Source organism: Ruegeria sp. HKCCD7221 (assembly GCF_013031225.1).
GTDB lineage: Bacteria > Pseudomonadota > Alphaproteobacteria > Rhodobacterales > Rhodobacteraceae > Ruegeria.
Genome location: NZ_WPZE01000002.1, coordinates 622,477 through 643,011, shown reverse-complemented (window position 1 = coordinate 643,011; position 20,535 = coordinate 622,477). Strand labels below are relative to the sequence as shown.

General features: G+C 55.6%; 26 protein-coding genes and 1 tRNA gene. 16 read left to right on the top strand and 11 right to left on the bottom strand.

The features are described 5' to 3' along the window. Positions 1 to 25 precede the first annotated feature (25 nt). The 12 genes from GOX73_RS08910 to GOX73_RS08855 all read left to right on the top strand — a co-directional run bounded on the left by GOX73_RS08910 (position 26) and on the right by GOX73_RS08855 (position 7,865). Complete coding sequence (locus GOX73_RS08910; RefSeq protein ID WP_171134872.1) at positions 26 to 1,165, top strand: tyrosine-type recombinase/integrase; 1,140 nt, start codon at positions 26 to 28, stop codon at positions 1,163 to 1,165. A gap of 144 nt (positions 1,166 to 1,309) precedes the next feature. Continuing rightward, complete coding sequence (locus GOX73_RS08905; RefSeq protein WP_171134871.1) at positions 1,310 to 1,519, top strand: hypothetical protein; 210 nt, start codon at positions 1,310 to 1,312, stop codon at positions 1,517 to 1,519. After that, positions 1,516 to 2,490 (top strand): toprim domain-containing protein, encoded by a 975-nt coding sequence (locus GOX73_RS08900; protein ID WP_171134870.1) that lies wholly within the window; start codon positions 1,516 to 1,518, stop codon positions 2,488 to 2,490. The genes GOX73_RS08905 and GOX73_RS08900 overlap by 4 nt, the downstream gene beginning before the upstream one ends. Further along, positions 2,475 to 3,755 (top strand): virulence-associated E family protein, encoded by a 1,281-nt coding sequence (locus GOX73_RS08895; RefSeq protein WP_171134869.1) that lies wholly within the window; start codon positions 2,475 to 2,477, stop codon positions 3,753 to 3,755. Before GOX73_RS08900 ends, GOX73_RS08895 begins: the two co-directional genes overlap by 16 nt. Before the next feature lie 423 nt (positions 3,756 to 4,178). Then, positions 4,179 to 4,688, top strand: coding sequence for a helix-turn-helix domain-containing protein (locus GOX73_RS08890; RefSeq protein ID WP_171134868.1), 510 nt, complete (start codon positions 4,179 to 4,181; stop codon positions 4,686 to 4,688). Between the two features lie 331 nt (positions 4,689 to 5,019). Further along, positions 5,020 to 5,190, top strand: coding sequence for a hypothetical protein (locus tag GOX73_RS08885; protein ID WP_171134867.1), 171 nt, complete (start codon positions 5,020 to 5,022; stop codon positions 5,188 to 5,190). Beyond that, complete coding sequence (locus tag GOX73_RS08880; RefSeq protein ID WP_171134866.1) at positions 5,183 to 5,410, top strand: hypothetical protein; 228 nt, start codon at positions 5,183 to 5,185, stop codon at positions 5,408 to 5,410. Before GOX73_RS08885 ends, GOX73_RS08880 begins: the two co-directional genes overlap by 8 nt. Further along, positions 5,407 to 6,111, top strand: coding sequence for a hypothetical protein (locus GOX73_RS08875; protein WP_171134865.1), 705 nt, complete (start codon positions 5,407 to 5,409; stop codon positions 6,109 to 6,111). The genes GOX73_RS08880 and GOX73_RS08875 overlap by 4 nt, the downstream gene beginning before the upstream one ends. Positions 6,112 to 6,310: 199 nt before the next feature. Further along, entirely contained in the window at positions 6,311 to 6,667 is a 357-nt protein-coding gene (locus GOX73_RS08870) for a hypothetical protein (protein WP_171134864.1), read from the top strand. A gap of 181 nt (positions 6,668 to 6,848) precedes the next feature. Then, the gene (locus GOX73_RS08865) at positions 6,849 to 7,148 is read left to right on the top strand and encodes a hypothetical protein (RefSeq protein WP_171134863.1); all 300 of its coding nucleotides are present in this window, start codon (positions 6,849 to 6,851) and stop codon (positions 7,146 to 7,148) included. Then, a complete protein-coding gene (locus tag GOX73_RS08860; protein WP_171134862.1) occupies positions 7,108 to 7,485 on the top strand; it encodes a hypothetical protein in 378 nt (125 codons plus the stop codon). The genes GOX73_RS08865 and GOX73_RS08860 overlap by 41 nt, the downstream gene beginning before the upstream one ends. Before the next feature lie 89 nt (positions 7,486 to 7,574). Next, positions 7,575 to 7,865: a hypothetical protein gene (locus tag GOX73_RS08855; RefSeq protein ID WP_171134861.1), complete on the top strand. Its 291-nt coding sequence runs from the start codon at positions 7,575 to 7,577 to the stop codon at positions 7,863 to 7,865. Positions 7,866 to 8,753: 888 nt separating this feature from the next. Here GOX73_RS08855 and GOX73_RS08850 read toward each other — a convergent pair. From GOX73_RS08850 to GOX73_RS08840, 3 genes are all read right to left on the bottom strand, one after another. Continuing rightward, positions 8,754 to 8,830, bottom strand: a tRNA-Arg gene (locus tag GOX73_RS08850). 21 nt (positions 8,831 to 8,851) lie between these two features. After that, a complete protein-coding gene (locus GOX73_RS08845) occupies positions 8,852 to 9,328 on the bottom strand; it encodes a GNAT family N-acetyltransferase (protein WP_171124617.1) in 477 nt (158 codons plus the stop codon). Further along, positions 9,329 to 9,640, bottom strand: coding sequence for an ETC complex I subunit (locus tag GOX73_RS08840; RefSeq protein WP_171122403.1), 312 nt, complete (start codon positions 9,638 to 9,640; stop codon positions 9,329 to 9,331). A gap of 181 nt (positions 9,641 to 9,821) precedes the next feature. Here GOX73_RS08840 and uvrB point away from each other — a divergent pair, with 181 nt between their 5' ends. Further along, the gene (uvrB, locus tag GOX73_RS08835) at positions 9,822 to 12,008 is read left to right on the top strand and encodes an excinuclease ABC subunit UvrB (RefSeq protein WP_171124615.1); all 2,187 of its coding nucleotides are present in this window, start codon (positions 9,822 to 9,824) and stop codon (positions 12,006 to 12,008) included. A 90-nt stretch (positions 12,009 to 12,098) separates the two neighbouring features. Next, complete coding sequence (locus tag GOX73_RS08830; RefSeq protein ID WP_171122407.1) at positions 12,099 to 12,527, top strand: hypothetical protein; 429 nt, start codon at positions 12,099 to 12,101, stop codon at positions 12,525 to 12,527. A gap of 121 nt (positions 12,528 to 12,648) precedes the next feature. Here the strand turns inward: GOX73_RS08830 and GOX73_RS08825 are convergent, their stop codons facing one another. From GOX73_RS08825 to GOX73_RS08815, 3 genes are all read right to left on the bottom strand, one after another. Further along, on the bottom strand, positions 12,649 to 12,939 hold the full coding sequence (locus GOX73_RS08825; protein ID WP_171122409.1) for an antibiotic biosynthesis monooxygenase: 291 nt from the start codon (positions 12,937 to 12,939) through the stop codon (positions 12,649 to 12,651). Positions 12,940 to 13,149: 210 nt separating this feature from the next. Then, positions 13,150 to 13,503: an MmcQ/YjbR family DNA-binding protein gene (locus tag GOX73_RS08820; RefSeq protein ID WP_171124613.1), complete on the bottom strand. Its 354-nt coding sequence runs from the start codon at positions 13,501 to 13,503 to the stop codon at positions 13,150 to 13,152. 9 nt (positions 13,504 to 13,512) lie between these two features. Next, complete coding sequence (locus tag GOX73_RS08815) at positions 13,513 to 13,809, bottom strand: excalibur calcium-binding domain-containing protein (RefSeq protein ID WP_371808578.1); 297 nt, start codon at positions 13,807 to 13,809, stop codon at positions 13,513 to 13,515. A gap of 278 nt (positions 13,810 to 14,087) precedes the next feature. Between GOX73_RS08815 and GOX73_RS08810 the strand changes: the two genes are divergently transcribed. Further along, positions 14,088 to 14,591: a HugZ family protein gene (locus GOX73_RS08810; RefSeq protein ID WP_171134860.1), complete on the top strand. Its 504-nt coding sequence runs from the start codon at positions 14,088 to 14,090 to the stop codon at positions 14,589 to 14,591. Here GOX73_RS08810 and GOX73_RS08805 read toward each other — a convergent pair. Both GOX73_RS08805 and GOX73_RS08800 read right to left on the bottom strand, forming a co-directional pair. Then, positions 14,576 to 14,983 carry a universal stress protein gene (locus tag GOX73_RS08805; protein ID WP_171124607.1) on the bottom strand — a complete coding sequence of 136 codons (408 nt, stop codon included), beginning with the start codon at positions 14,981 to 14,983 and terminating at the stop codon, positions 14,576 to 14,578. The genes GOX73_RS08810 and GOX73_RS08805 overlap by 16 nt on opposite strands. 66 nt (positions 14,984 to 15,049) lie before the next feature. Next, positions 15,050 to 15,376, bottom strand: a complete 327-nt coding sequence (locus GOX73_RS08800; protein WP_171122419.1) for an antibiotic biosynthesis monooxygenase — start codon at positions 15,374 to 15,376, stop codon at positions 15,050 to 15,052. 141 nt (positions 15,377 to 15,517) lie between these two features. Here GOX73_RS08800 and GOX73_RS08795 point away from each other — a divergent pair, with 141 nt between their 5' ends. Beyond that, entirely contained in the window at positions 15,518 to 16,180 is a 663-nt protein-coding gene (locus GOX73_RS08795; protein WP_171134859.1) for a hypothetical protein, read from the top strand. A gap of 31 nt (positions 16,181 to 16,211) precedes the next feature. Here GOX73_RS08795 and GOX73_RS08790 read toward each other — a convergent pair whose 3' ends face one another. The 3 genes from GOX73_RS08790 to GOX73_RS08780 form a co-directional block, all read right to left on the bottom strand. Next, positions 16,212 to 18,500, bottom strand: a complete 2,289-nt coding sequence (locus GOX73_RS08790; protein ID WP_171134858.1) for a glycosyl hydrolase family 28-related protein — start codon at positions 18,498 to 18,500, stop codon at positions 16,212 to 16,214. Positions 18,501 to 18,732: 232 nt separating this feature from the next. Next, positions 18,733 to 19,896: a tyrosine-type recombinase/integrase gene (locus GOX73_RS08785; RefSeq protein WP_170794276.1), complete on the bottom strand. Its 1,164-nt coding sequence runs from the start codon at positions 19,894 to 19,896 to the stop codon at positions 18,733 to 18,735. Beyond that, the gene (locus GOX73_RS08780) at positions 19,893 to 20,453 is read right to left on the bottom strand and encodes a hypothetical protein (protein WP_171134857.1); all 561 of its coding nucleotides are present in this window, start codon (positions 20,451 to 20,453) and stop codon (positions 19,893 to 19,895) included. Before GOX73_RS08780 ends, GOX73_RS08785 begins: the two co-directional genes overlap by 4 nt. Between the last annotated feature and the right edge of the window lie 82 nt (positions 20,454 to 20,535).

Sequence of the window (20,535 nt, the reverse complement as noted above, 5' to 3'; positions counted from 1 at the left end):
GCTAACTTTACCCAAGATTTACCCAATGCTGACCACCAAGCTAATCCGAACCGCGAAGCCGGGGATGTATACCGACAGCAAGAACGGGCTGTACTTGCGCGTCAGTAAGTCAGGCCGAAAGAGCTGGATGTTGCAGTTCATGTTCGGCACCGGAACGGATCGCAAGAACCGCAAAATCACCTTTGGCGAATGGCCCGACCTGTCATTGTCTGGCGCTCGTGAACGAGCCATCCAGTACAAAGCTATGATTGCAGATGGCAGGCACCCACATGATGATCACCCACTGCTGGATGATAACGTCCGTGAGGTTGTAGAGCTGCACATAGCAGAGCATTGCAGCAAGCTACGCTCTGGCCGAAACCCAGCCCGTGCGCTGCGCAGGGAGCTGGCAGAGCCATACGGACACCTGTCTATTAGTCAGTTGGGTGCAGAACATATTCGTGCCGCCATAGCGCGCATTCAGGATCGTGGATCACCCGTTGAGGCCGCTCGTTTCTATTCGTATGCGCACCGCTTTTTTAGTTGGGCAGTAAAGACCAAGGGTCTTGTTGCATCCAATCCCGTTGCGCTGGTCGAAAAGCCAAAGTCTGGTGCCAGTACAAGAGACAGAGTTCTGTCTGACAATGAGGTGACAAGAGTCTGGACAGCCCTGCAACACAACAACCCCGGCGACAGCCTAATCAAGCTGCTGCTTCTGACCGGATGTCGCCAAGGCGAGATTGCCAACCTCAAATGGGGCGATGTGAACCTTGATGAACGCTACTTCACACTGCGCAATACCAAGAACGGCGATACACGCGACGTACCGCTCAGCCCGTCAGCATTCGCCGTGATCAATGGCCTGCCTGTCATGGGTGAGTACGTTGTTTCAACAACAGGTGATCGCCCGTACAGCGGCTTTAGCCAACTGACCAAGCGCATCCAGCGCGACAGCAGTACAAGCGATTGGCGACAGCATGACTTGCGCAGAACAGTCGGCACTGGCCTGCAACGTCTTGGTACGGATCGTGAGGTCATACGCGCGGTGCTTGGACACCGACACTACGACGCAGCAACCCCAATCTATCTGCGTCACACGTTCTTTGATGAGGCGCGAGACGCCCTGTCCCAATGGGATAGGCATATCGTGCTGGCCTTGGCAGGTGAGCAGCAGCTAACCGCCTGACCCAAGGATACAGCGGCCTGCCCGCCGCAGCTGGGCAGCGTAGAAGGCACTACCCGACCGAGAAGGTCCAAGCGGTCACTGCCTTCGGTCAACGTCAACGACCTTCCTGCAACTGCAAGGGAGGCCATAGCTGTGCCTGCTAAAATGAGACGAGCTGCGGACTGCATCCGCGACCTGAACGGCGTCATGTCACCCGCCACCTTCTGGCGTAAGCAATCCGATCCCAACGACCCAATCCCGAAGATCGTTAAAATCGGGCCGCATATGTCAGCTATCCCGCTGGATGCGTGGACCCACTACCTTGAAAACATGGGCGAGATTTATGCCGGTCTCTATGACGGAGACGCAGCATGATCACCGACGAAACACGCGATGTCATTGCGGCCAACTGCTTTGCCATCGCTGAATATCTGCTGGGGCCCGCCGTTATCAAACGGCACGGCCAACTGCGCTGGGGCAACAAAGGGAGCCTGTCTGTCGAAGACAGCGGCACCTTCATGGACTTCGAAACCCGTGAACACGGCGACATGATCAAGCTCTGGTCGATTGCCCGAAAGGTATCCATTGGCGATGCAATCCGTGAGATCACAGACTGGCTCGGCTCTGGCACATTGCCTGTACAAAAGGAAGGTTGGGTGCGGCGATCCTCTAAGCCGAAAGGCATAGTCTGGCCCGAACACCTACACTCCGCTTGGACCAATGGACGCGACCTCAACATGCGCGACCTATGGCGATGGGAAAAACGCGGACTGCCCGTCACACTGGATAAAGACGGCCGAGTTGCCATGAATGTGTTTCCCAATGACATGCGCTGGTTTCCATTCACTCGCTACCTCAAGCAGTGGGGATGCATCGGAACCATCGCGTGGAAATACGATAACGGATACCTGCGCAGCTCAGCCCATCGGTTCTGGAACAAAAGTCAGGATCGAAAGTATGTCGCCGGGGCATGCGCAGCCAAGACAGCCCTGCACCTTGCATCAGATCGAACACGATCAGGTGTCGCTCTGGTTGGCGAAGGTATTGAGAACAGCATCGCCGCTTCCGTCTATTTGGCTGAACATATCAACCATCCCTTTTCCGTATGGGCAGGAGGTACCGCAACCCTGATGGAAGACTTCTGTCACGCGGAATGTGATCGCCTCTACATCGCGCACGATTGGGGCAAAGCAGGCGAAGCAGCCCGTGATGCAGTGGCCGAACGATACAGCGGGTACGGCGCGGAGGTGGCTGTGATGTCACCACCTCCAAACCGAGACTGGAACGACGCTCTGGTAGCCAACTGGACGCCAACAAAAGGACAGGCAACATGGAAAGAAACCTAAACCCTGTCCAGAGTATCGACGGGATCGACAGCAACGGCAAGCAAGTCGATCCAAGATTTGGCATCCCACCAGATAGGTTTGTGCGTGGTCGCGGCAATGAAGTTGTCTGGAACACAGCAAACGCAGAGCTGATGTTTGAGATGCACGATGATTGGAAAGGCTGCATCGTCTACGACCGGTTCAGCAGGCAATACGTTCTACTGAAGCCAATCGCAGGTAGCCGACAACCCGCAACATCATTCCCACGCGAATTCGAAGATCGCGACATCGTGTCAGCCGTTTCATGGTTCAATCGAAACGGTTTTCCAAAGGCATCTGAAAAGATCGTCAAGGCAACGCTGTTTGCTCATGCGGACGGGTTCACCATCAACCCGCTCGAAGACTACATGAACAATCTTCAGTGGGACGGAACCGAAAGGCTCAGCACTTGGGCCATCAGATATATGGGGGTGCAGGATAGTACATACGTGCGAGCGGTTTCGCGGCTGACACTCATATCCGCTGTTGCTCGGGCCATGAAGCCGGGGTGCAAGGTCGATACCGTCACAGTCTTCGAAGGTACCCAAGGCGCTAAGAAGTCCACGGCGATTGAAGTGCTATGCCCAAGGTCCGAGTGGTTTGGTGATAACTTGCCCCATCTGGCAGGCAACGAAAAGGAAGCGTCCCAGTATCTGCCGGGTCACTTCCTGATCGAACTCAGCGAACTCAAAGCCACCAAAGCCGAAACCGAAAAGGTGAAAGCGTTCATAACCCGTAAGGTCGAAGACTTTCGCAGACCCTATAAGCCGAACTATGGCAAAGAGCCGCGAATGAACATCTTCATCGGCACGACCAACAAAGACGACTACCTGACCGACCCAACCGGAAACAGGCGATGGTTGCCGCTCAGATGCGAAGACGAAATCGACATTAGTGGTCTTGCCGAGATCAAGCACCAGCTATGGGCAGAAGCAGTGGCCGCATTCAAATCAGGTGAACGATGGTGGCTTGTCGATGACATGGAGGCTGTCGCGCAAAAACAGCAATCCATGCGAATGCAGGATGAGCCGTGGCTTGAGCTGATCGCTGAATACGTCAAAGGGCTGGATCAAGTCTCACCCACACAAGTTCTCAACGGAGCAATCCAACTCACACCCGAGAGAATGGACTATCGCGCGACAGTCAGGGCAGGTGAATGCCTGCAAAGGCTGGGATGGGTGCGTAAAGGGCAAATCTCGTCGGGAGATTACAGGGGGAAATCCCGATACGTGAAACCGCAGAACTGAAAGTATGAGGGGGGCGTCTTCGCCCCTTTCACCACCCCGGCAGTGTAGAGGTGTAGAGGTGTAGAGGCTGTTTCCTATGTTTGTGATTTTTTTAAGTAGATATGTAGCTACTTTCTGGCATCCTGAATACAATCAATGACTTATAGGGTAGTGGCACTAACAATGTAAAACACCTCTACACCCTCTACATTTCTACTCAAATCGACGTTTTACCCTCTACACCCTCTACACCTTCTACACTTCTAAGCAGTGCCAGAGAGTAAGCCAGTAACCCCGTATGGGGTCTGGTCAGAGGGGTCCAAATACCCCCCGGTACCTTCTATAAAGAACGTCAAGGCATTACTGGCACTTACTATTCGGTTATTTTTGAGAATAGCTTCTCATTTCATTGCTTTTACAGAAGGCAATTCTTATGATTTTCTCATGGATAAGCTGCCTCTTTTGAAAGACGAGCGCCACGAAAAGGCGGTCATGTTGTTCTTCTGTGATGTGCCTGCGAAGGAAATTGCGAAGAAGCTGGGTGTGAGTTTGGCGACTGTGTATCGCTGGTTGTCGTTACCGGAGGTCAAGCAGACGCATGCTGATCTTGTACGGGCACAAATGCAGGGTGCCTTGCCTGAGCTGGTACAGAGTGCTGTTGAACAGGCGCGTAATCCGCGCACTGGATTGATGGCGAAGGTTAAGTTGATCGACGTTCTGATGAACGGGTCTGGCGTTGCTGAGCCGCCACCGGATCAAGGGTATCGCCCCTCTATCAGCATCAACCTCAATACGGATGGTGAGCGCGATCCAAGCGGCATGGTGTTTATCGACAGCAGCACGACGCACATCCCTGATTGGGGAAGCGAAGAGAGCGAGCTGGAACGCCTGCGCCGTGAGAATGAACAGTTGAAGCAGAGAATGCGCGACCCAGAACCACCGGAGGCCGCGTAATGCATCCGTGGAACAGGGGAATGGGTAAACCTGTTGTGGCTGGCAAGCAAGGGGATCGTTCGTTTAACGAGCAATTGATCCACGACATGCGGATCAAGACTATGCAGCAAGGCGCATCCTCTGGCCCTGATCCTAAGCCAGTGTCACCCCGATTGGAGCGCACCCAACGCTTCGATCCGTCTCCCCCGCCCAATCACGTTGCCCGCGATGCTGAGGACCGTGTTGGCTGTCGAGCTACAGACACAAGACAGCCTGCGGCGGGGGAAGACCGGAAAAAGATCGTCGCTGCAAAGCGAAGAACCAAGAAACTGAAGCTGAAAGGAGGGGAGTGATGCGCAAGCAGCCTCCTAAGCGTCCTCCAAAGAATGTGTCCATTCTGAGTGATCGCATCTTCTCACCGAAGCGCGGACAGGTGATCGAACCGCAGATTGAAGACAAACAACAACCGGGGCCGCATGTTCCGCTGCGCAGCCCAGATACGCGAGGACTGAAGAATGAGTGAAGGACCGAAGTTTACCGATCTGGTTGCGTCTGGCGACAGTGAAGCCCTGTTCATTCAGGATGTAATGCAGTCGTCCGATTACACCGCCATGAACGGCAACGAAAACACGGCTCATGCCCGTGAAGTTGTGTCATCTTACTTCCGTCGCAAGTTCGGAACCGGACCAGCGGAAGGCATGCGTCAGAAGAATACGGTTGGCAGAGGAGACCTATCCAAATGAGCAGCGAATATCAAAAACTGGTCGCAGTGCGTGACAAGGCTGTTCAGTCCGTTGCTGATACAGAATTGGCGATTGTCGAGATTGAGGCCAAGCTGACAGCCGCAGAGGAAGGGTCCAAGGTCACGAGTGTTGATCTGAAGGACGTTGATGGGGCCGCTCAGCGCCGCGCTGAGGAGCTGTCCAAGGTCATCGTGTTACGTGACATGCGAGACAAGGCAAAGGAGGCCCACGCAGCCGCTCAGCAAGCCGCGCGTGATGCCTATGCCGCCACCTGTGAGTGTGAGTACCGTGTTGCGCAGGAAGATGTCCTTTCTATCCTGTCCGACCTGTCGAAGATGGCCCTTGAATACCACGAACTGTTGGCTGATGCCGCGCGACTGTATTGGGCGCGTCTGGATCGACAGCCCGTCGCACACGCACAGTCACCCTTTGATCAGGCGCTGAATGATCTCTTCGATCTCGCGCTCAAGGGCGAAGGCTGCAGGGGAGGAACGAGTTTCCGCGACGTAAACACCGCTGCGAAGATCATCGAATTCTATCGCGGCAAGCTGGGCGGCGAGTACGGTTTGAAAATTCACACCCACCTCGAAACCAACAACCTGTGGCACCAGCAACCGCGTGACAGCGCGGCCTATCAAGGTGGATTGGCGCGGTACATGGATCAACGAAAGAAGCGGCGTGGTAAGAAATCCGCCGCCTGATGATCGTTCTTCGTACTGGCAAAGTGCCAGAGACCCCCAAGAAGCCTGTACAAAAGGCAAAGCGCACCTGTCTGATGTGCAGCAAGGTCTTCACGTCACAGCACGTAGGACATCGGCGCTGTGATCGCTGCAATAAGCACTTTCGTACCTACGGCGAACCGAGAGATGTCCTGTTCTGGTCCTCATGATGGAGTTACCTATGAAACTTGCCGGATCACCAATGAGGATCGAACAGGCCGAAGTCTTCAAAGACCTTGCCCTTACAAAAGACGAAATCGCTCTGATCAAGCGATACCGCGCGATGGATCGCGACGAAAAAGCAATCGTGATGAAAGAAAACCCAAACGGGTTTGCAGTCATGGAAAGCCTTTCCGTCAAAGCCCGCGTGTACCAGCAGGGCGTTGATGCGATGCTGTCCCGCACCAAAGTGTCCCGCGATGTCGAAACACTCAACACATTCGCCGCTGGTATTCGGGATGAAATCAAGCTGAGACAGCGGGTTCTCAAAATCCTGAAACGGGATGCCGCCCTGCTGAATAAAACGGTTACTTGGTAAATAGTGGATTCGTGTAATTACCAGATAAGCGTTGAATAGCCCTCAACACTCTATAGACTTGGTAACATGACACGTGGACCCGCATTCCGTAATCACGACATAACCTGTGCCGTGTGTGGCACCTTCGTTCCCATTGGCCTGCCTATTCGTACCGTCAGGATGCTCCAATCGCATCCAGACTATGTGGCAGGACATCCCGATGGAATGTGGCGAGACGATATGCGCAACCGCATCAACACATGCAGCGCCACATGCGCCGAACGCGGCAGATACCGCGCCCAAAACCATCACCCAATTGCTGATACAAAAAAGCAATGTCAGAATTGCAATACTGATTTCACGCCAAAACGAGCCACCGCACGCTTCTGCTCACCCAAATGCCGAGCCGCCGCTCACTACGCCAAAAGAAAAACCAACACTTCACGCTCAGAGTTCCAACAATGAAAAATTCAGAAAGAAATATTGCGAAACCCGTATCTGAGAGGGTGCGCTTTGTCATCGCGTATCTTCTTGCGAGCCCAGTAGCGGCAATGGGTTGGCATTCTTCGGATGACATGCTTATAGTTGTGGGGACTATCCTGTTATTTATAGTCAGCCTATGGCACGTTGATCGCTTAAACCGAAACTGGTTCTTTAGCCTATTAGGTGTCGTTCCAATCAGCGCATTGCTTCTGCTGTTTCTTCCGAAAAATAAGAAGAAAGAAGATAGCGAAAATGAAGAATGGCGCGCGCTCATGAAACTTCTAATCACGGTTACCGCATTTATCGCGATCTTCTTTACTGTTGGATTTACGCAAAAAAATGGCTCGCTGTTCTGATTAGAGTTAGGACCATTTGTTCAGCGTATACAGTCCTGCAATCGAGACCTCACACCCAATCGCGCAACAACTCAGTTCCGCTCAACGAAATGCCGCTCAACGATACATTACGCCAAAAGGAAGAAATGATGCACTACGGCGAAGCCCCACCATCCGATGACCCAAACGCACCACTGCACCTGTGGCAGCACTGGCGTACCGATATGCCGGAACCCATACCACCAGCCGAAGAACTCCCTATCATCGCCAACGCTAAAGCTATCATCGGTATCAGCGTCGTGGCACTTATCACATACCTCTTGTTCTTCTCTGAACCCGCGCAGGTTCAAAATGGTACTCAGGCCCAGTGGAAAGACGCCTTCGACGGGGTAAGGCGATAATCAATCACTGGACCAGCAGCACACCAAATAACCCGAACCCGAATTCACTCTGAATTCAGGAACCCATGACAGTTACTGCCTTTTTTGGGGAAACTCCTGTGACAATTTTAGTCTGCGGTACCCTATTACCAGCGGACACACTTAGATTTTTGGGGGGCCACCCATACACACAGGGGGAAGGCCACGCACCCCGGAGAAGTTCTAAACCAACCAAGCGAAGCGCACCGATCAACCAGTACTGCCCAGCCTGAAGAAGAAGAAGAAAGAAAGCAATGTCGTCCTGCCTTGCCTCCGCCCCCTTGGGGTGAGGGGGCGGCGTCAAGCCAGCCCTCACCACATTGAAAGAGAAGGGGTAGCATGAATACCACTGGCATTGCTGAGAGGAGAGGCAGGCACACACTGGCAAGCGAGAGCAGCAGGACCAGTGGCGAGAGACAGTGTATGGTCAGGCCACGCACCCAGCATCTGAAGCCAACCCAACGGCACAGCCCCGCTCAACTGAAGCTGAGGTACGAATTGAATTGCTCTGAATTCCCCAGTTCCTTCAGCTCTGCGGTATCAAGACTCTAGTCACTGCCCAGTGGGAGGGACAGGGTATAGCCACGCAGCCAGCACATTCAGGCCAGCACGCCGTACCTGAGTTGTCGTAGATGCTAAGCCAACTTGAATTGATCTTCCTTTAACTTCCCAGTTTTTCTGGCTCTGCCAAGACTGGGTTGATCGCCGCCGCAATGATGAACCGATCAACCCAGTCTTGGTTGCACCCAGCTTGCCAATGTAAGCGCGGTTGATCTGTCAGTGCTGATACAAAATAGAAAACAATTTACCCAAGATTTACCCAAACCTTCGTCACACTCTTCTTTGTAAAAGCATAAGGCATTGATTTGTTGGCGATCCCGGAAGGACTCGAACCCTCAACCTGCTGATTAGAAGTCAGCTGCTCTATCCAGTTGAGCTACGGGACCGCTGCGCCCTTCTTGCGGTTTTTATGACCGGGGTTCAAGAGCCAAGCGCATGAAGGCGCTGTTCGGATCCTCTTTGTAGCCAAAGATTGGCCCGCAATAGGAATAACCCAACGACTCATAGAGTTTTCGCGCCGCGTCATATTCAGGAAGAATGTCTGCTCCGGTCTCCAGAACCAACGCAGTCACGCCCTCGGCCCGAGCGATTTCTGCCAAACGGGTCATCATAATGCGCGCCAGTCCCCGCCCCCGTGCCTCTGCCAGGACATGAACAGATTTGACTTCGGCCGTCCCATCCGGAAGCTCCTTTAACGCACCGCAGCCTACGGCCTGACCCCCGTCATACATCGCCCAAAACCGAATTCCCGGCCCTGCCAGCCCTTCGGCATCCATCGTGTGATTGCTTTCAGCAGGACCTGCTGTTTCACTGTGGGCAAAATGAGCCTGAACCACCGGACGCAGCGCCGGTGAAGTCGGGTCGGCCAGCCGAATGTCGATCACTCAGTGTGTCCAGGGAGTGCGCCGGTCGGTGGCAAAATTCTCACCATAGCCGCGCGAGCGCAGGTTTGCTTTACGCTTGTGCGGCTCGCTGACCTGCGCGTCGATGCCGTTATCCTTGGCATAGTCCAACGCCTCTTCTTTGGTGTCGAACTTCAAACGCACCTGTGTCTGCGTGTCACTGGATGACGTCCAACCCATCAGCGGATCAACCTCACGCGCGGATGCCGGAGCGTACTCCAGTACCCACTTGCGGGTTTTGGCCATTCCCGAAGTCATTGCATTCCTTGCAGGCTGGTAAATCCGTGCGCGCATGTCGCCTCTCCGTACTCGCTTGGCTGAGGACGTTTATGCGTCAGAGCGCGCTCCGGGACAAGGTGGCAATTGTCGCGCCCATTCCCCTGCCTCAAGCCGCGTAATGAGACTAGAATCTGGATCAGGTCTTGCAGTTGGACAAAATAAGAACAAATGTAAGGACCTGATCCGGAGCCCGCCCATGCCTTATGCCCATTCCGACAAGACCCAACTGACCGCCGAAGACGTCCGCGCGCGCCTGAAACTGGAAGGCGGCAAACAGTTCGTTATGCACACTGAATTCAATGCGGCAGGGGACCAACCCACAGCCATCAAAGAGCTGGCGGGCGGCGTTATGGACGGCGAGCGCGATCAGGTTCTGCTGGGCGCTACCGGAACGGGCAAGACCTTCACCATGGCCAAGGTGATCGAGGAAACCCAGCGCCCGGCGATCATCCTTGCGCCCAACAAGACACTGGCTGCGCAGCTTTATGGTGAGTTCAAGGGCTTCTTCCCTGAAAACTCGGTCGAGTATTTCGTGTCCTACTATGACTACTACCAGCCCGAGGCCTACGTGCCGCGCAGCGACACCTATATCGAGAAAGAATCGCAGATCAACGAACAGATCGACCGGATGCGCCACTCGGCCACCCGCGCGCTGCTGGAACGCGATGACGTTATCATCGTGGCCTCGGTTTCTTGTATCTACGGCATCGGTTCAGTCGAGACCTATGGGGCAATGACGCAGGATCTGAAAGTCGGCCACGAGTATGACCAGCGTCAGGTGATGGCTGACTTGGTCGCCCAGCAATACCGCCGCAATGACCAGGCGTTTCAGCGTGGGTCCTTTCGGGTACGAGGCGACTCGCTAGAGATTTGGCCTGCTCATCTTGAGGACCGTGCGTGGAAACTGTCGTTCTTCGGCGAGGAATTGGAACAGATCACCGAGTTTGATCCCCTGACCGGCGAACGCGCTGCAACGATGGAACAGGTGCGGGTCTATGCAAACTCGCACTACGTAACGCCGAAACCGACGATGCAGCAGGCGATCATCGGGATCAAAAAGGAACTGCGCATCCGGCTGGATCAACTGGTCGGCGAGGGCAAACTGCTGGAAGCCCAACGTCTGGAACAGCGCACCAATTTCGATCTGGAAATGCTCGAAGCAACCGGCGTCTGCAACGGGATCGAGAACTACTCGCGCTATCTGACCGGTCGCGCACCTGGCGAGCCTCCCCCGACCCTGTTCGAATTCATCCCCGACAACGCCATTGTCTTTGCCGACGAATCCCACGTCTCGGTCCCGCAGATCGGCGGCATGTACCGGGGGGACTATCGCCGCAAGTTCACTCTGGCCGAACACGGGTTCCGCCTGCCGTCCTGCATGGACAACCGCCCGCTGAAGTTCGAGGAATGGGACGCCATGCGCCCTCAATCCGTATTCGTCTCGGCAACCCCTGCCAAGTGGGAGATCGAACAGACCGGCGGCGTCTTCACTGAACAGGTGATCCGCCCTACCGGCCTTCTGGACCCCGAGGTCGAAATCCGCCCCGTGTCGATGCAGGTAGACGACCTGCTGGATGAGGTACGCAAGGTCACCGCCAATGGATTCCGCACGCTGGTGACAACGCTCACCAAACGCATGGCTGAGGACCTGACCGAATACCTTCACGAGCAGGGAATAAAAGTCCGCTACATGCACTCGGATATCGACACGATCGAGCGGATCGAAATCCTGCGCGACCTGCGGCTTGGGGCCTTTGACGTGCTGGTCGGCATCAACCTGCTGCGTGAGGGGTTGGACATTCCCGAATGCGGTCTGGTCGCCATTTTGGACGCGGATAAGGAAGGGTTCCTGCGGTCCGAGACCTCGCTGATCCAGACCATCGGCCGCGCCGCGCGCAACGCCGATGGCCGCGTGATCATGTATGCCGACAAGATCACCGGTTCCATGGAGCGCGCCCTGAACGAGACCAACCGCCGCCGCGCCAAGCAGATCGCCTACAACGAGGAACACGGCATCACGCCCGAGACGGTGAAGAAAAACGTCGAGGATGTTTTGGCCGGGCTTTATGACGGCGACGTGGACATGAACCGCGTCACCGCCACCATCGACAAACCGATGCACGGCGCCAACCTCGAGGCCCATCTGGACGGGTTGCGTGAGCAAATGCGCAAAGCCGCCGAGAACCTGGAATTCGAAGAGGCCGCCAATATCCGGGACGAGATCAAACGTCTGGAAGCCGTCGATCTCGCCGTCGCCGACGACCCCATGGCACGTCAGTGGGCGGTCGAGAAGGCGTCCGAAGACGCGGTGAAATCGCGGGGGAGGTCAACGGCTGGTCGACCGGGGCAACGAGGTGGGAATGTGAAGCGACGGAAGCGTTAAACTGTTAACAACGCAACTCAAAGTCGCAGCACTTGGCGTTGTTTGTTTCAACCGCCTTGCCTAACCGCAGTCTGTGGCTAGGTTCAAGGTATGCGAGCCATTCTGATATCACTGATCCTTAGCACGCCTGCCTATGCGTGGGATGCAACAGTTGGTCCAATTTGCACGCTTTCGCACGAGACCGGCGCGGCGAAAATATTTCTCACATACGATCCATCGAAACCACTTTATTCAATCACCGTGACCCAAACGAACTCTGTTTGGAAACAGGCCCCTTGGTTTGCAATGCGTTTTGAAGGCTCGTCCCCGATCGAGATTGCTACATCGCGCCATGTTCTATCCGACGGCGCAACTTCTTTGACCGTCACGAATACGGGTTTCGGAAACGTGCTTGATGGGTTGGAGTACAACCGCATAGCCTACGCATTCACGCAGGATCATGTGGCCACATTCTCGCTGGACGGCGCTGCTGACCCCGTGCGGGTTTTTCGTGAATGTGCTGGAGCGCACCTATCTTAAAGCGTCCGGAACGCAACCATTCCTGACATAGTTCTCATTGCGTTTTCACAGCAATATGAATTAAGAGAGTAAGCCTCGAACGGTCTGAACCCGAGCGAGTGTTCCTCGCTCAGGTCAGTGTTCAGCCCTTATCCCAGTGGGCAACCACATCATACCCAACAGGCGTTGGCGGGCCTTCCATGAATTCGGCGAATTGGCCCCACAGCTCTGCCACTTTCGGGGCATTCGCGTTCGAGGTCGCCTCGCTCTCGACCACGGAGATCACATAGCCCGAGCCGTCTTCATTCATCACATTCGTAAAGCTATGCATGCCGGGCATGCCCATGATTTCTGACTTCAACGCGTTCATTTTCGCCGTCGCGGCCTCGCGTGTGCCTGGCTTCATTTTGAATTGAGTAATACGTGCAAACATGACTTTCCTCCCTCGTCTGGCGAAATTGCCGTAGGGCGCGACCAAAACGATCCCGCCGCGCGCAAGGTAGCATGGCGGCGTCAAATCCCGTATTGATACTTGTAGATTCAGAGTGTTTTCAACCGCGCGCCGTACCCGAGTATGCAGCCTAACACTCCAAGGTTGCAGCCCAGCGCGTAGAGCCGACATGTTGCAGGACTGCCGCGCAGCTTAAACCCCCAACTCCGCCCGCGCCTTCTTAGTCAGTTTCGTCACCACAAGATCATAAGACGTCACGATATGCTCGCACAGGGAGGCATCGCTCATCCCGCGTGCTTCGTAGACCTGAAGCCACTTCATCCCGCGCGAGGCCAAATAGGGCGCGGGACGGATGCCGGGTTGATCACTTAGCACCTCAAAGGCCAGATCGGTGGCTTTGAAAGTAAAGGCGTCGCGCCCCTCGTTCCAGCCACAGATCGCAAACACCTTGCCGCCCACTTTCCACACATCCGCATTGCCCCATTGCAAAACATGGGTGGTCGCCGTGAGGCCCGCGCAAAAAGCGTTGAAGTCGTCTCGTGTCATGTCAGAACCTTAGGGCCGAAGGAATTTTGCATTTCCAACCGCGCGACCAGCTGGGTCCGGTTGTGCTGTCTGCACGTCCTGGGGCGGTGCCGCCTGCAATTGCGGGTCACATGCAATTCCGTCGCCATCGGGGTCATTGCGCCGGTGATAGCCCGGCAACCCTTCAAAGAACGGTCCGGGTATGATGGCTTCAGCCGCTGGACAACCAGCCATAGCGATGAGGTGAAAAAGGGCTTCCTCCCGGCCGAATTCAGAGGTCCGTGTATAAACGGTTACCGCGATAGCCGCAGTCGTCACCGGCAGCATCAAAATCATGATCGCAATGCGCACGGGCGACAACGCGCGTCGTCGCACGGTATCGGCGCGCATGCGACGGGCCGGTGTATTCGGGTCTGTAAACAACTGTCGCGGGTGGGGGTCACGGGGCGGCATAGCTTATGATACATCGAATTTGCGGCGAATCCGAGGCCCCCTCGCCGATACTTCAAATTAGGTGGATTCGTTCTGTGGCACGTCATACCAAGTTCCCGCGGCCATAGATGTCGCAAAACCTGACGCACCCTGCCAAAGGCGCAAGAATTGACATGTCGAACACCGATCCATTCCGCCCTGTTGACGAAACGGCCCGTCAGTTGGCCCGCGATCTTATTGCCAGTGCAACCTATGGCGCTCTGGCGGTTTTGCGGCCAGATATGCCGGCTCCGTCAGTGTCGCGTATCGCTATTGCCGCAGACGAAAATGGAACGCCGTTTACCCTGATCTCGACACTGGCGGATCATACCCGTGCGTTGCAGGCCAACCCCGTTTGCGCAGTTTTACTGGGTGCACCGGGACCAACCGGAGACCCTTTGACCCATCCGCGGCTTACGCTGCACGCCAATGCGGTATTTGTTGCGCGTGGTACGGATGAACATGATCGCCTGCGCGCGCATTTCCTAAAGCTGCGGCCCAAGTCGAAGCTCTATGTTGATTTTACCGATTTCGGCTTTGTGCGGTTTCGCATTTCAGACGGTCTGCTGAGCGGCGGGTTCGGCAAGGCTTGGCGCCTTGCCCCATCGGACATATGGCCCGATCACCGCACCACGTGAACCGCGCAGGCTGCGTGGCGTACAACGTGGTTCGCCGTTGAACCAAGTAGCAAGTCCTGCATTCCTGGTCGGTGGGAGGCCATGATTATCAGATCGGGCTTATGCTCTTCGGCCCAGTCAAGAATGGTCCGCCCTGAATGCCCTTCGACCAATACACCATTGGCATTTGGCAGCTTCGCGGCCAAATCGTCCAATTCCGACTGCAGGGCCTTTCGTGCCTCGGCCAAATATTCGGGCGGCATGTATGAGATCGCATAACTGGGAATATGCTCGACCACATGCAGCAGGATCACCTGCGCATCCGGCGTCGCCAGCACCTCGGCCAGTTTCAGGGGGCCGGATATATCCCGTTCTGCATCAAACGAAATCGGGACAAGAATATTGTGATACATGGTGCGCACCTCCGTTCAATTTACGATAAAGATGCGTCGCAACAGAACGTGCTGCTTTGATTTAAGTCACGATCCGCCAAATGTTTCGGCGACATCATACATAACCGGCTCAAAGCTTCTGCACAATTCGTTGATCTTCCGGTTGCGCTCCCGCATTTCCGGGGTGCGCAGCATGGCCAGAAAATCCTCGCGACGCGCCCATTGCGAGTAATTGGCGATTCTGGTCTGCGCGTCATTCACATGCAAACCCGCAGCAACAAAACCAGGTTGTTTCGAGATGAAGTCCGCATAGGCGTCGGTCAAAGCCTCCAGCAGATCGTGACAGGTACCCGGGGTCATTTCAAAAGTGGTAATGACAGTCTGGACGCTTGCGTTCTTTGCAATCTTCGGCATCTGGATTCTCCCTTTTCCAATTGAACTTAACATAGGTTTCGGAAAGATCGCGGGTTTCCTTTGGCTTTTGCCCAAAGCTGCAATCATTGAAAATCAATACATCCTAACGATCCGTTAACCATGCTAACGGATGCTGCGCGAATGTGGCGGTTTGTTTCCCTTCTTCTGCTTATGTTGTCGGCTTCCCCCGCGTTGCCCGGCCCGTGGCTTCGCGAGAAGGACAGCGCCTTTACCGCCGCATCTGTCACGGCTTTCAAAGATGGGGACTATGGTTATGACTATAAGTCCGCGCTGTACGCTGAGTGGGGGTACAAAGATAACCTCACCCTTGGATTCGACTTTGAGGAAAACCGAGACCTTTACGGCCACGCAACCGTATTTGCGCGCCTGCCCTTGGCCAGCTTGGGCGAAAAGGGAAGGTTCGCGGCGGAATTTGGCGTGGGCGTGCACCACCGCCATAAGGGGGCGTGGGCAATGTACAAGGCAACTTTGTCCTACGGCAAAGGCTTTCAGACCGGCTGGGGCAATGGGTGGGTCGCGGTCGATACCACGTTGGAATACCGAACCCACAATGCCCTGATCCGAAAACTAGATCTGACTGCAGGCCTTAAATCACGACGCTGGGTTGACCCTTTGCTGCAGGTCGAAACCGCATATCGTTCCGGCGACGACCTATATTGGCGGGTGCGTCCGTCGGTCATGGTCCGCAATCCTGACAGTCCCACAACGTGGGTGCTGGGATTTGAACGCAATGATGCCCGTGATAACACAGGCATCAAGGTTGCGATCTGGGGAGAGTTCTGAGTGCACCGCGAACCACATGTGGAATTGCGGTTCAGTACTCCATGCGCACTATTGCCGACACTTGACCTCGGACACCTTGCGCCCATCGTAGTTGGATTTGGTCCCCGTTAGAGCCCTGCTCCAAGTTGACATACGGTGTGGTGTAGACCGTCGACCCGAACGTGTTCTTCAGTTGCCCAATAATTGTAACGGCATCGCATCCGCGTGCCCGGCCACCAAAAGGCAGACGCCCTTGGGTTCCGATCGTCCAGACCTGCGAGGTCGAACTTTTTGAGTATCGAAGCCGTAAGGGGTTTTCGACTTTTGCTGAAACGCCGTGGAACGTGTTGTCCTGAAACTTGACGTTAAGATGCGCCTTACGGTTCAGATCGGCAAAGGTCGTGTCCACTTGCTCCGCCCGGTTGATATTGCCGTTGGTCGAGCGGAACTTGTTGCCCGTCACCACGACACCGTTCAGAAAATGACCCGAACCATGGGGGCGAATAACGCTTGGACTAAACCACGGGGCGACGTGGCTGGAATAAAAGATATTGTCCGTGATGGTCATGGCGCTGAAAGAGAACCCACCACTGTAGACCGGATTGGCGTCCCTTTCATTCGTCCATTGGACAAAGCAGTTGTCGACGTAATTCTCGGAAATTGTCGAGCTGTTATAAGTGCCGATCATCACGAGGCCAGCCGTGCGGACGCCCTGCGGAATACTGTCGCCCTGAAAGAAATGGTTTCCCAGAACAAGGTTGTTCGTACCCGCAAGAACTGCAAAGTGCAAAAAACGTACCGCCCGATTGTGGCGCAGCTTGATGTCGTTTGCTGTCGCGTTCAACGCGATGGATTTGCGGTCCGAAACATTGAAGGATTCCTCGGATGACAGGAATTGGCAATTGTCGATCAGCATGCCCTGACACCCGGTTCCGATAGACGTAATCCCACTGTCCTTTGGGCGGCTGATAAAGCAATTGGTGATGGCGAATGTGCTGCCAGACGGCGCAAGGCGAATTGCACTGCAACGACCGTTGCACTGGAATTCAATCTCTTCCACTCCAAACTTGCGCAGTGTGCTGAAGCCACTGAAATCGAGAAGGTACTTAAAGTCGACAAAGGTGAATGTCTGCGTGCCTGAGGCGTCATAAATCGGAGCGTTCAGCGTGATCTCGCCCGCGCCGACGTTTTTGGATCGCACGTAGATTTCGCGCCCGACACCGCTGCCCTGAACCAGCGCGCCCACCGGGATATTGGCCACATTGGCGACATTTCTCAGGCGTGTCGGATCCGATGGATTGTAGGTCGCCACTGACGTGAAAGTCTCAGTATCCCAGGCAGAGCTGTTTCTGACATCAAATTGGCCATTGCGGATCACCCGGCGCGTTGAAAACCCGGCTTGTTTGTTTGGAACTGCCGCCGCCATATCAATTGGCTCGGTGATCGCAACCTTTCTGCCGCCCAGATCAAGGGACTCGTGGTCGGAATTGTTCAACAAGGCTTGAAACGCCTTTTTGAAAGCAAGCTCTTCATCACCAAACGCCGAGATGTAGGCCGGCAGATTGTAGTTCTTGGTCAAAAGCAACATCTTGTCGTCAGGCATGGTGACGGTGCCCTCGAATTCCACCTCTGACGACAGGGTCACGCTCTGCGCCAAAAAGTACGTTCCTTCGGAGACAAAAACGCGTCGCCCGCTTGCAGCCTGGTCGGCCGCCTCGAATGCGTCAGTGTCGTCAGCAACACCATCTCCTACGGCGCCAAAATCCCGCACATCGACTAGGCTGATCATGTCGCGCAGGAATACACCCGTGACATCCTCGATCTCGATATCGTCGACTCGGATAACCGAACCGTTCGCGCCTTCGATATCCAGCCCGAAATGCCCGTAGATCGCCTGAATTCCCCAAGGCATGTCCACACCGGCGCGCTGACCAGTGCCCACAATGGCCCTGACCTCGTGCACGGTGCCGTAGCCCGAAAGCTGCGTTGCCGAACCTTGTTCGACCACTCCGGTCACATGGGCATCCCCCGCGCCGCCTGCCCAGGCCGCGATGCGGACTTCGGGCAAAGGACCACTGATTGCTTTGACCCGCGCCTTGATCTGCAAGTAACAGCCCGGCAGCAGCGGGGTTTGCCCCATATATCGCAGCTTTTGCGTCGGGCTTACCTTCAGGATTTCAAGACAGCCTCCAAAATCCGCATCGGCGGGGACAAACGCGCCCGTGCCTGAACCGTCATATGTCGGCGATCCGGGCGTTCCGTCGCCGCTGGACCAAACATTGAGGCCATTTGCGAAAGCAGGCGGCATGAATACGATGCCGTCGGTGATTGCCTTGTTCATAGAAATCCCTTACCCATTAGCGCTACGGCAGGTCACCGTGCGCATAAACCCAGTGCCCGAGAGCCATGCCCAAGCGCGAAATCCTGAGTATCGAAAAGGAGTGAATAAACCGGCGAACCCTACGAACTGTGGATTCACAAAAGACGAACAGAGCGTGTTTTAGCGTACTCTGTGTGCTTCGATGGACGGTCGCCGCGAACTCCGCGAACTCGCTGTCCCCGTCCCGTCCCCGTCACTTCTTGGAAAAGAGCGAGGCCACGTGCGACACCGCTTTCCGCTGGTCGTCACTGTCTGGCCGGATGTAGTGCTGCTGCGCAGTCAAAGGCGTGTGGCCTAGTTGTTCGGCAACCACGTTGATTGGCACACCGGCGCGGACCATCTCTGTCCCCATGACTTTTCGCCAAACGTGGGTTGGTTGGAAGGCCGGGAGTTCGAGGCCCCGGCGGATGTCGGCCATCGCCTGCGTGTAGGTGTCGGTCTTTATCGCGTTGCCCTGCTGGTCCACGAAAACCAGCCCCAGTCCCTCGGTGTCCCAAGTCCCGGGTTCCGCCCGCAGCCGGTTCTTCCGGTTGACCTTGATCTGTTCGGTAAGAACCTCGACTGCATCGGGTGCAAGTGACAGGGTCCGCAGACTGGCTTCGGCTTTCACCGGGGCGATCTTGTAGTAGACCCGCCCGTCCTTGGCGACCCGCATCAACGACTGTTCTATCCGGATGGTCCCATGCTGCAGGTCGACCAGATGCTCGGGCAACCCGAACAACTCTGACCGGCGCAACCCGGTATATAGCTGGAAGCGCCCGGGCAGCCGCCACTTGGAATCGTCTATCGTGTCCAGATACATGCGCAACTCGCCCCGGGTCGGCATTGGCACCCGTGGCTTGGGCTGTGCTTTTGGGGCTTTGGCGGCTTCCGCTGGGTTCCACGACAACAACCGCTGCACACAGGCGTCCCGCAGACAAACCCGCAGGAGCGCTAGAACTCCGCTGACGGTTTTCGCGGCCAACGGCTTTTTCGACAACGATGCCTGCCCGGTGGTCAGGGCCACGAGGAATTCTTCGATGTTCTGAGTTGTCAGTTTCGACAGGGGCAGATGCCCGAAGTAGGCACACCATGCATCCACCCGGGTTTTGTGGGCGTAGTGGGTGTTCTCGCGGATATGGCCGAGGTCGAGCCGCTTTTGCAGCCAGTCCTCCGAAAAGGCAGTGACCGTGTCCCGGGTTTTGCGCACACCATCCTGATACTCGGCATCGTATGAAACCGCGAACTCCTTCGCTTCGGCGTGTGTCTTGAACACCCGGGTCTGGCGCACCCGCTTCTTCTTGACTGGGTCCCAGAACTCAGTTTGGACACGCCACCGGGGACCGGTTTTGCGTTGAACCTTTTGTATGCTGCTCATGACTTCGTCCTGTTCTTGCGCTGGATGAAAGTGTTCTTGTGCCGGGTGCTGCAAAAGGTCCGGCGACCGGTTGGGTTGATGAATACGCCCTCGCATTCGGGGCAAACATCCATGCGGTCCTGTTGCTCGACCGTCAGAAAAGCATCGACCAACACATCCCCTTCTGGCCGCAGGGCGACCCATCCGTGCGCACCGGGAGTGGGTCCAGAGGGCAGGAAGGCCACGAGCGGGGCTTCACCCGACATCAGGCGTCCCAAGGCCCCCGACAGGCTGACAACGCTGTTTTTCGGATAGGTCCATTCGTCGGGTGTCTGGCCAAACATCGACCGCAACTCCGAACAGACGACCACCAAGTCCCGCGCATACTCGCCCATCAATTCGCCGGGGGTCCCGCCGTACAATTCTTGAATCGCCAGTGACACGGGCAACCACTCGGGTTTTTCCGTGTCGAGTTCGGCGTCCCCAATGTCGAACCAGATGGCGTGTTTTCGTGATGGAATGTCTTTCGCGGCCCGCAGTCGCTCGACAAGTTCGGATGTATTGCTCGTAGAGTTCATAGAGTTCTCCAAAGTAAATTATATTGACAAAAAATCATACAACGACCCCCTAGACAAGTACCTATGTCATCTGTTGTTCTAG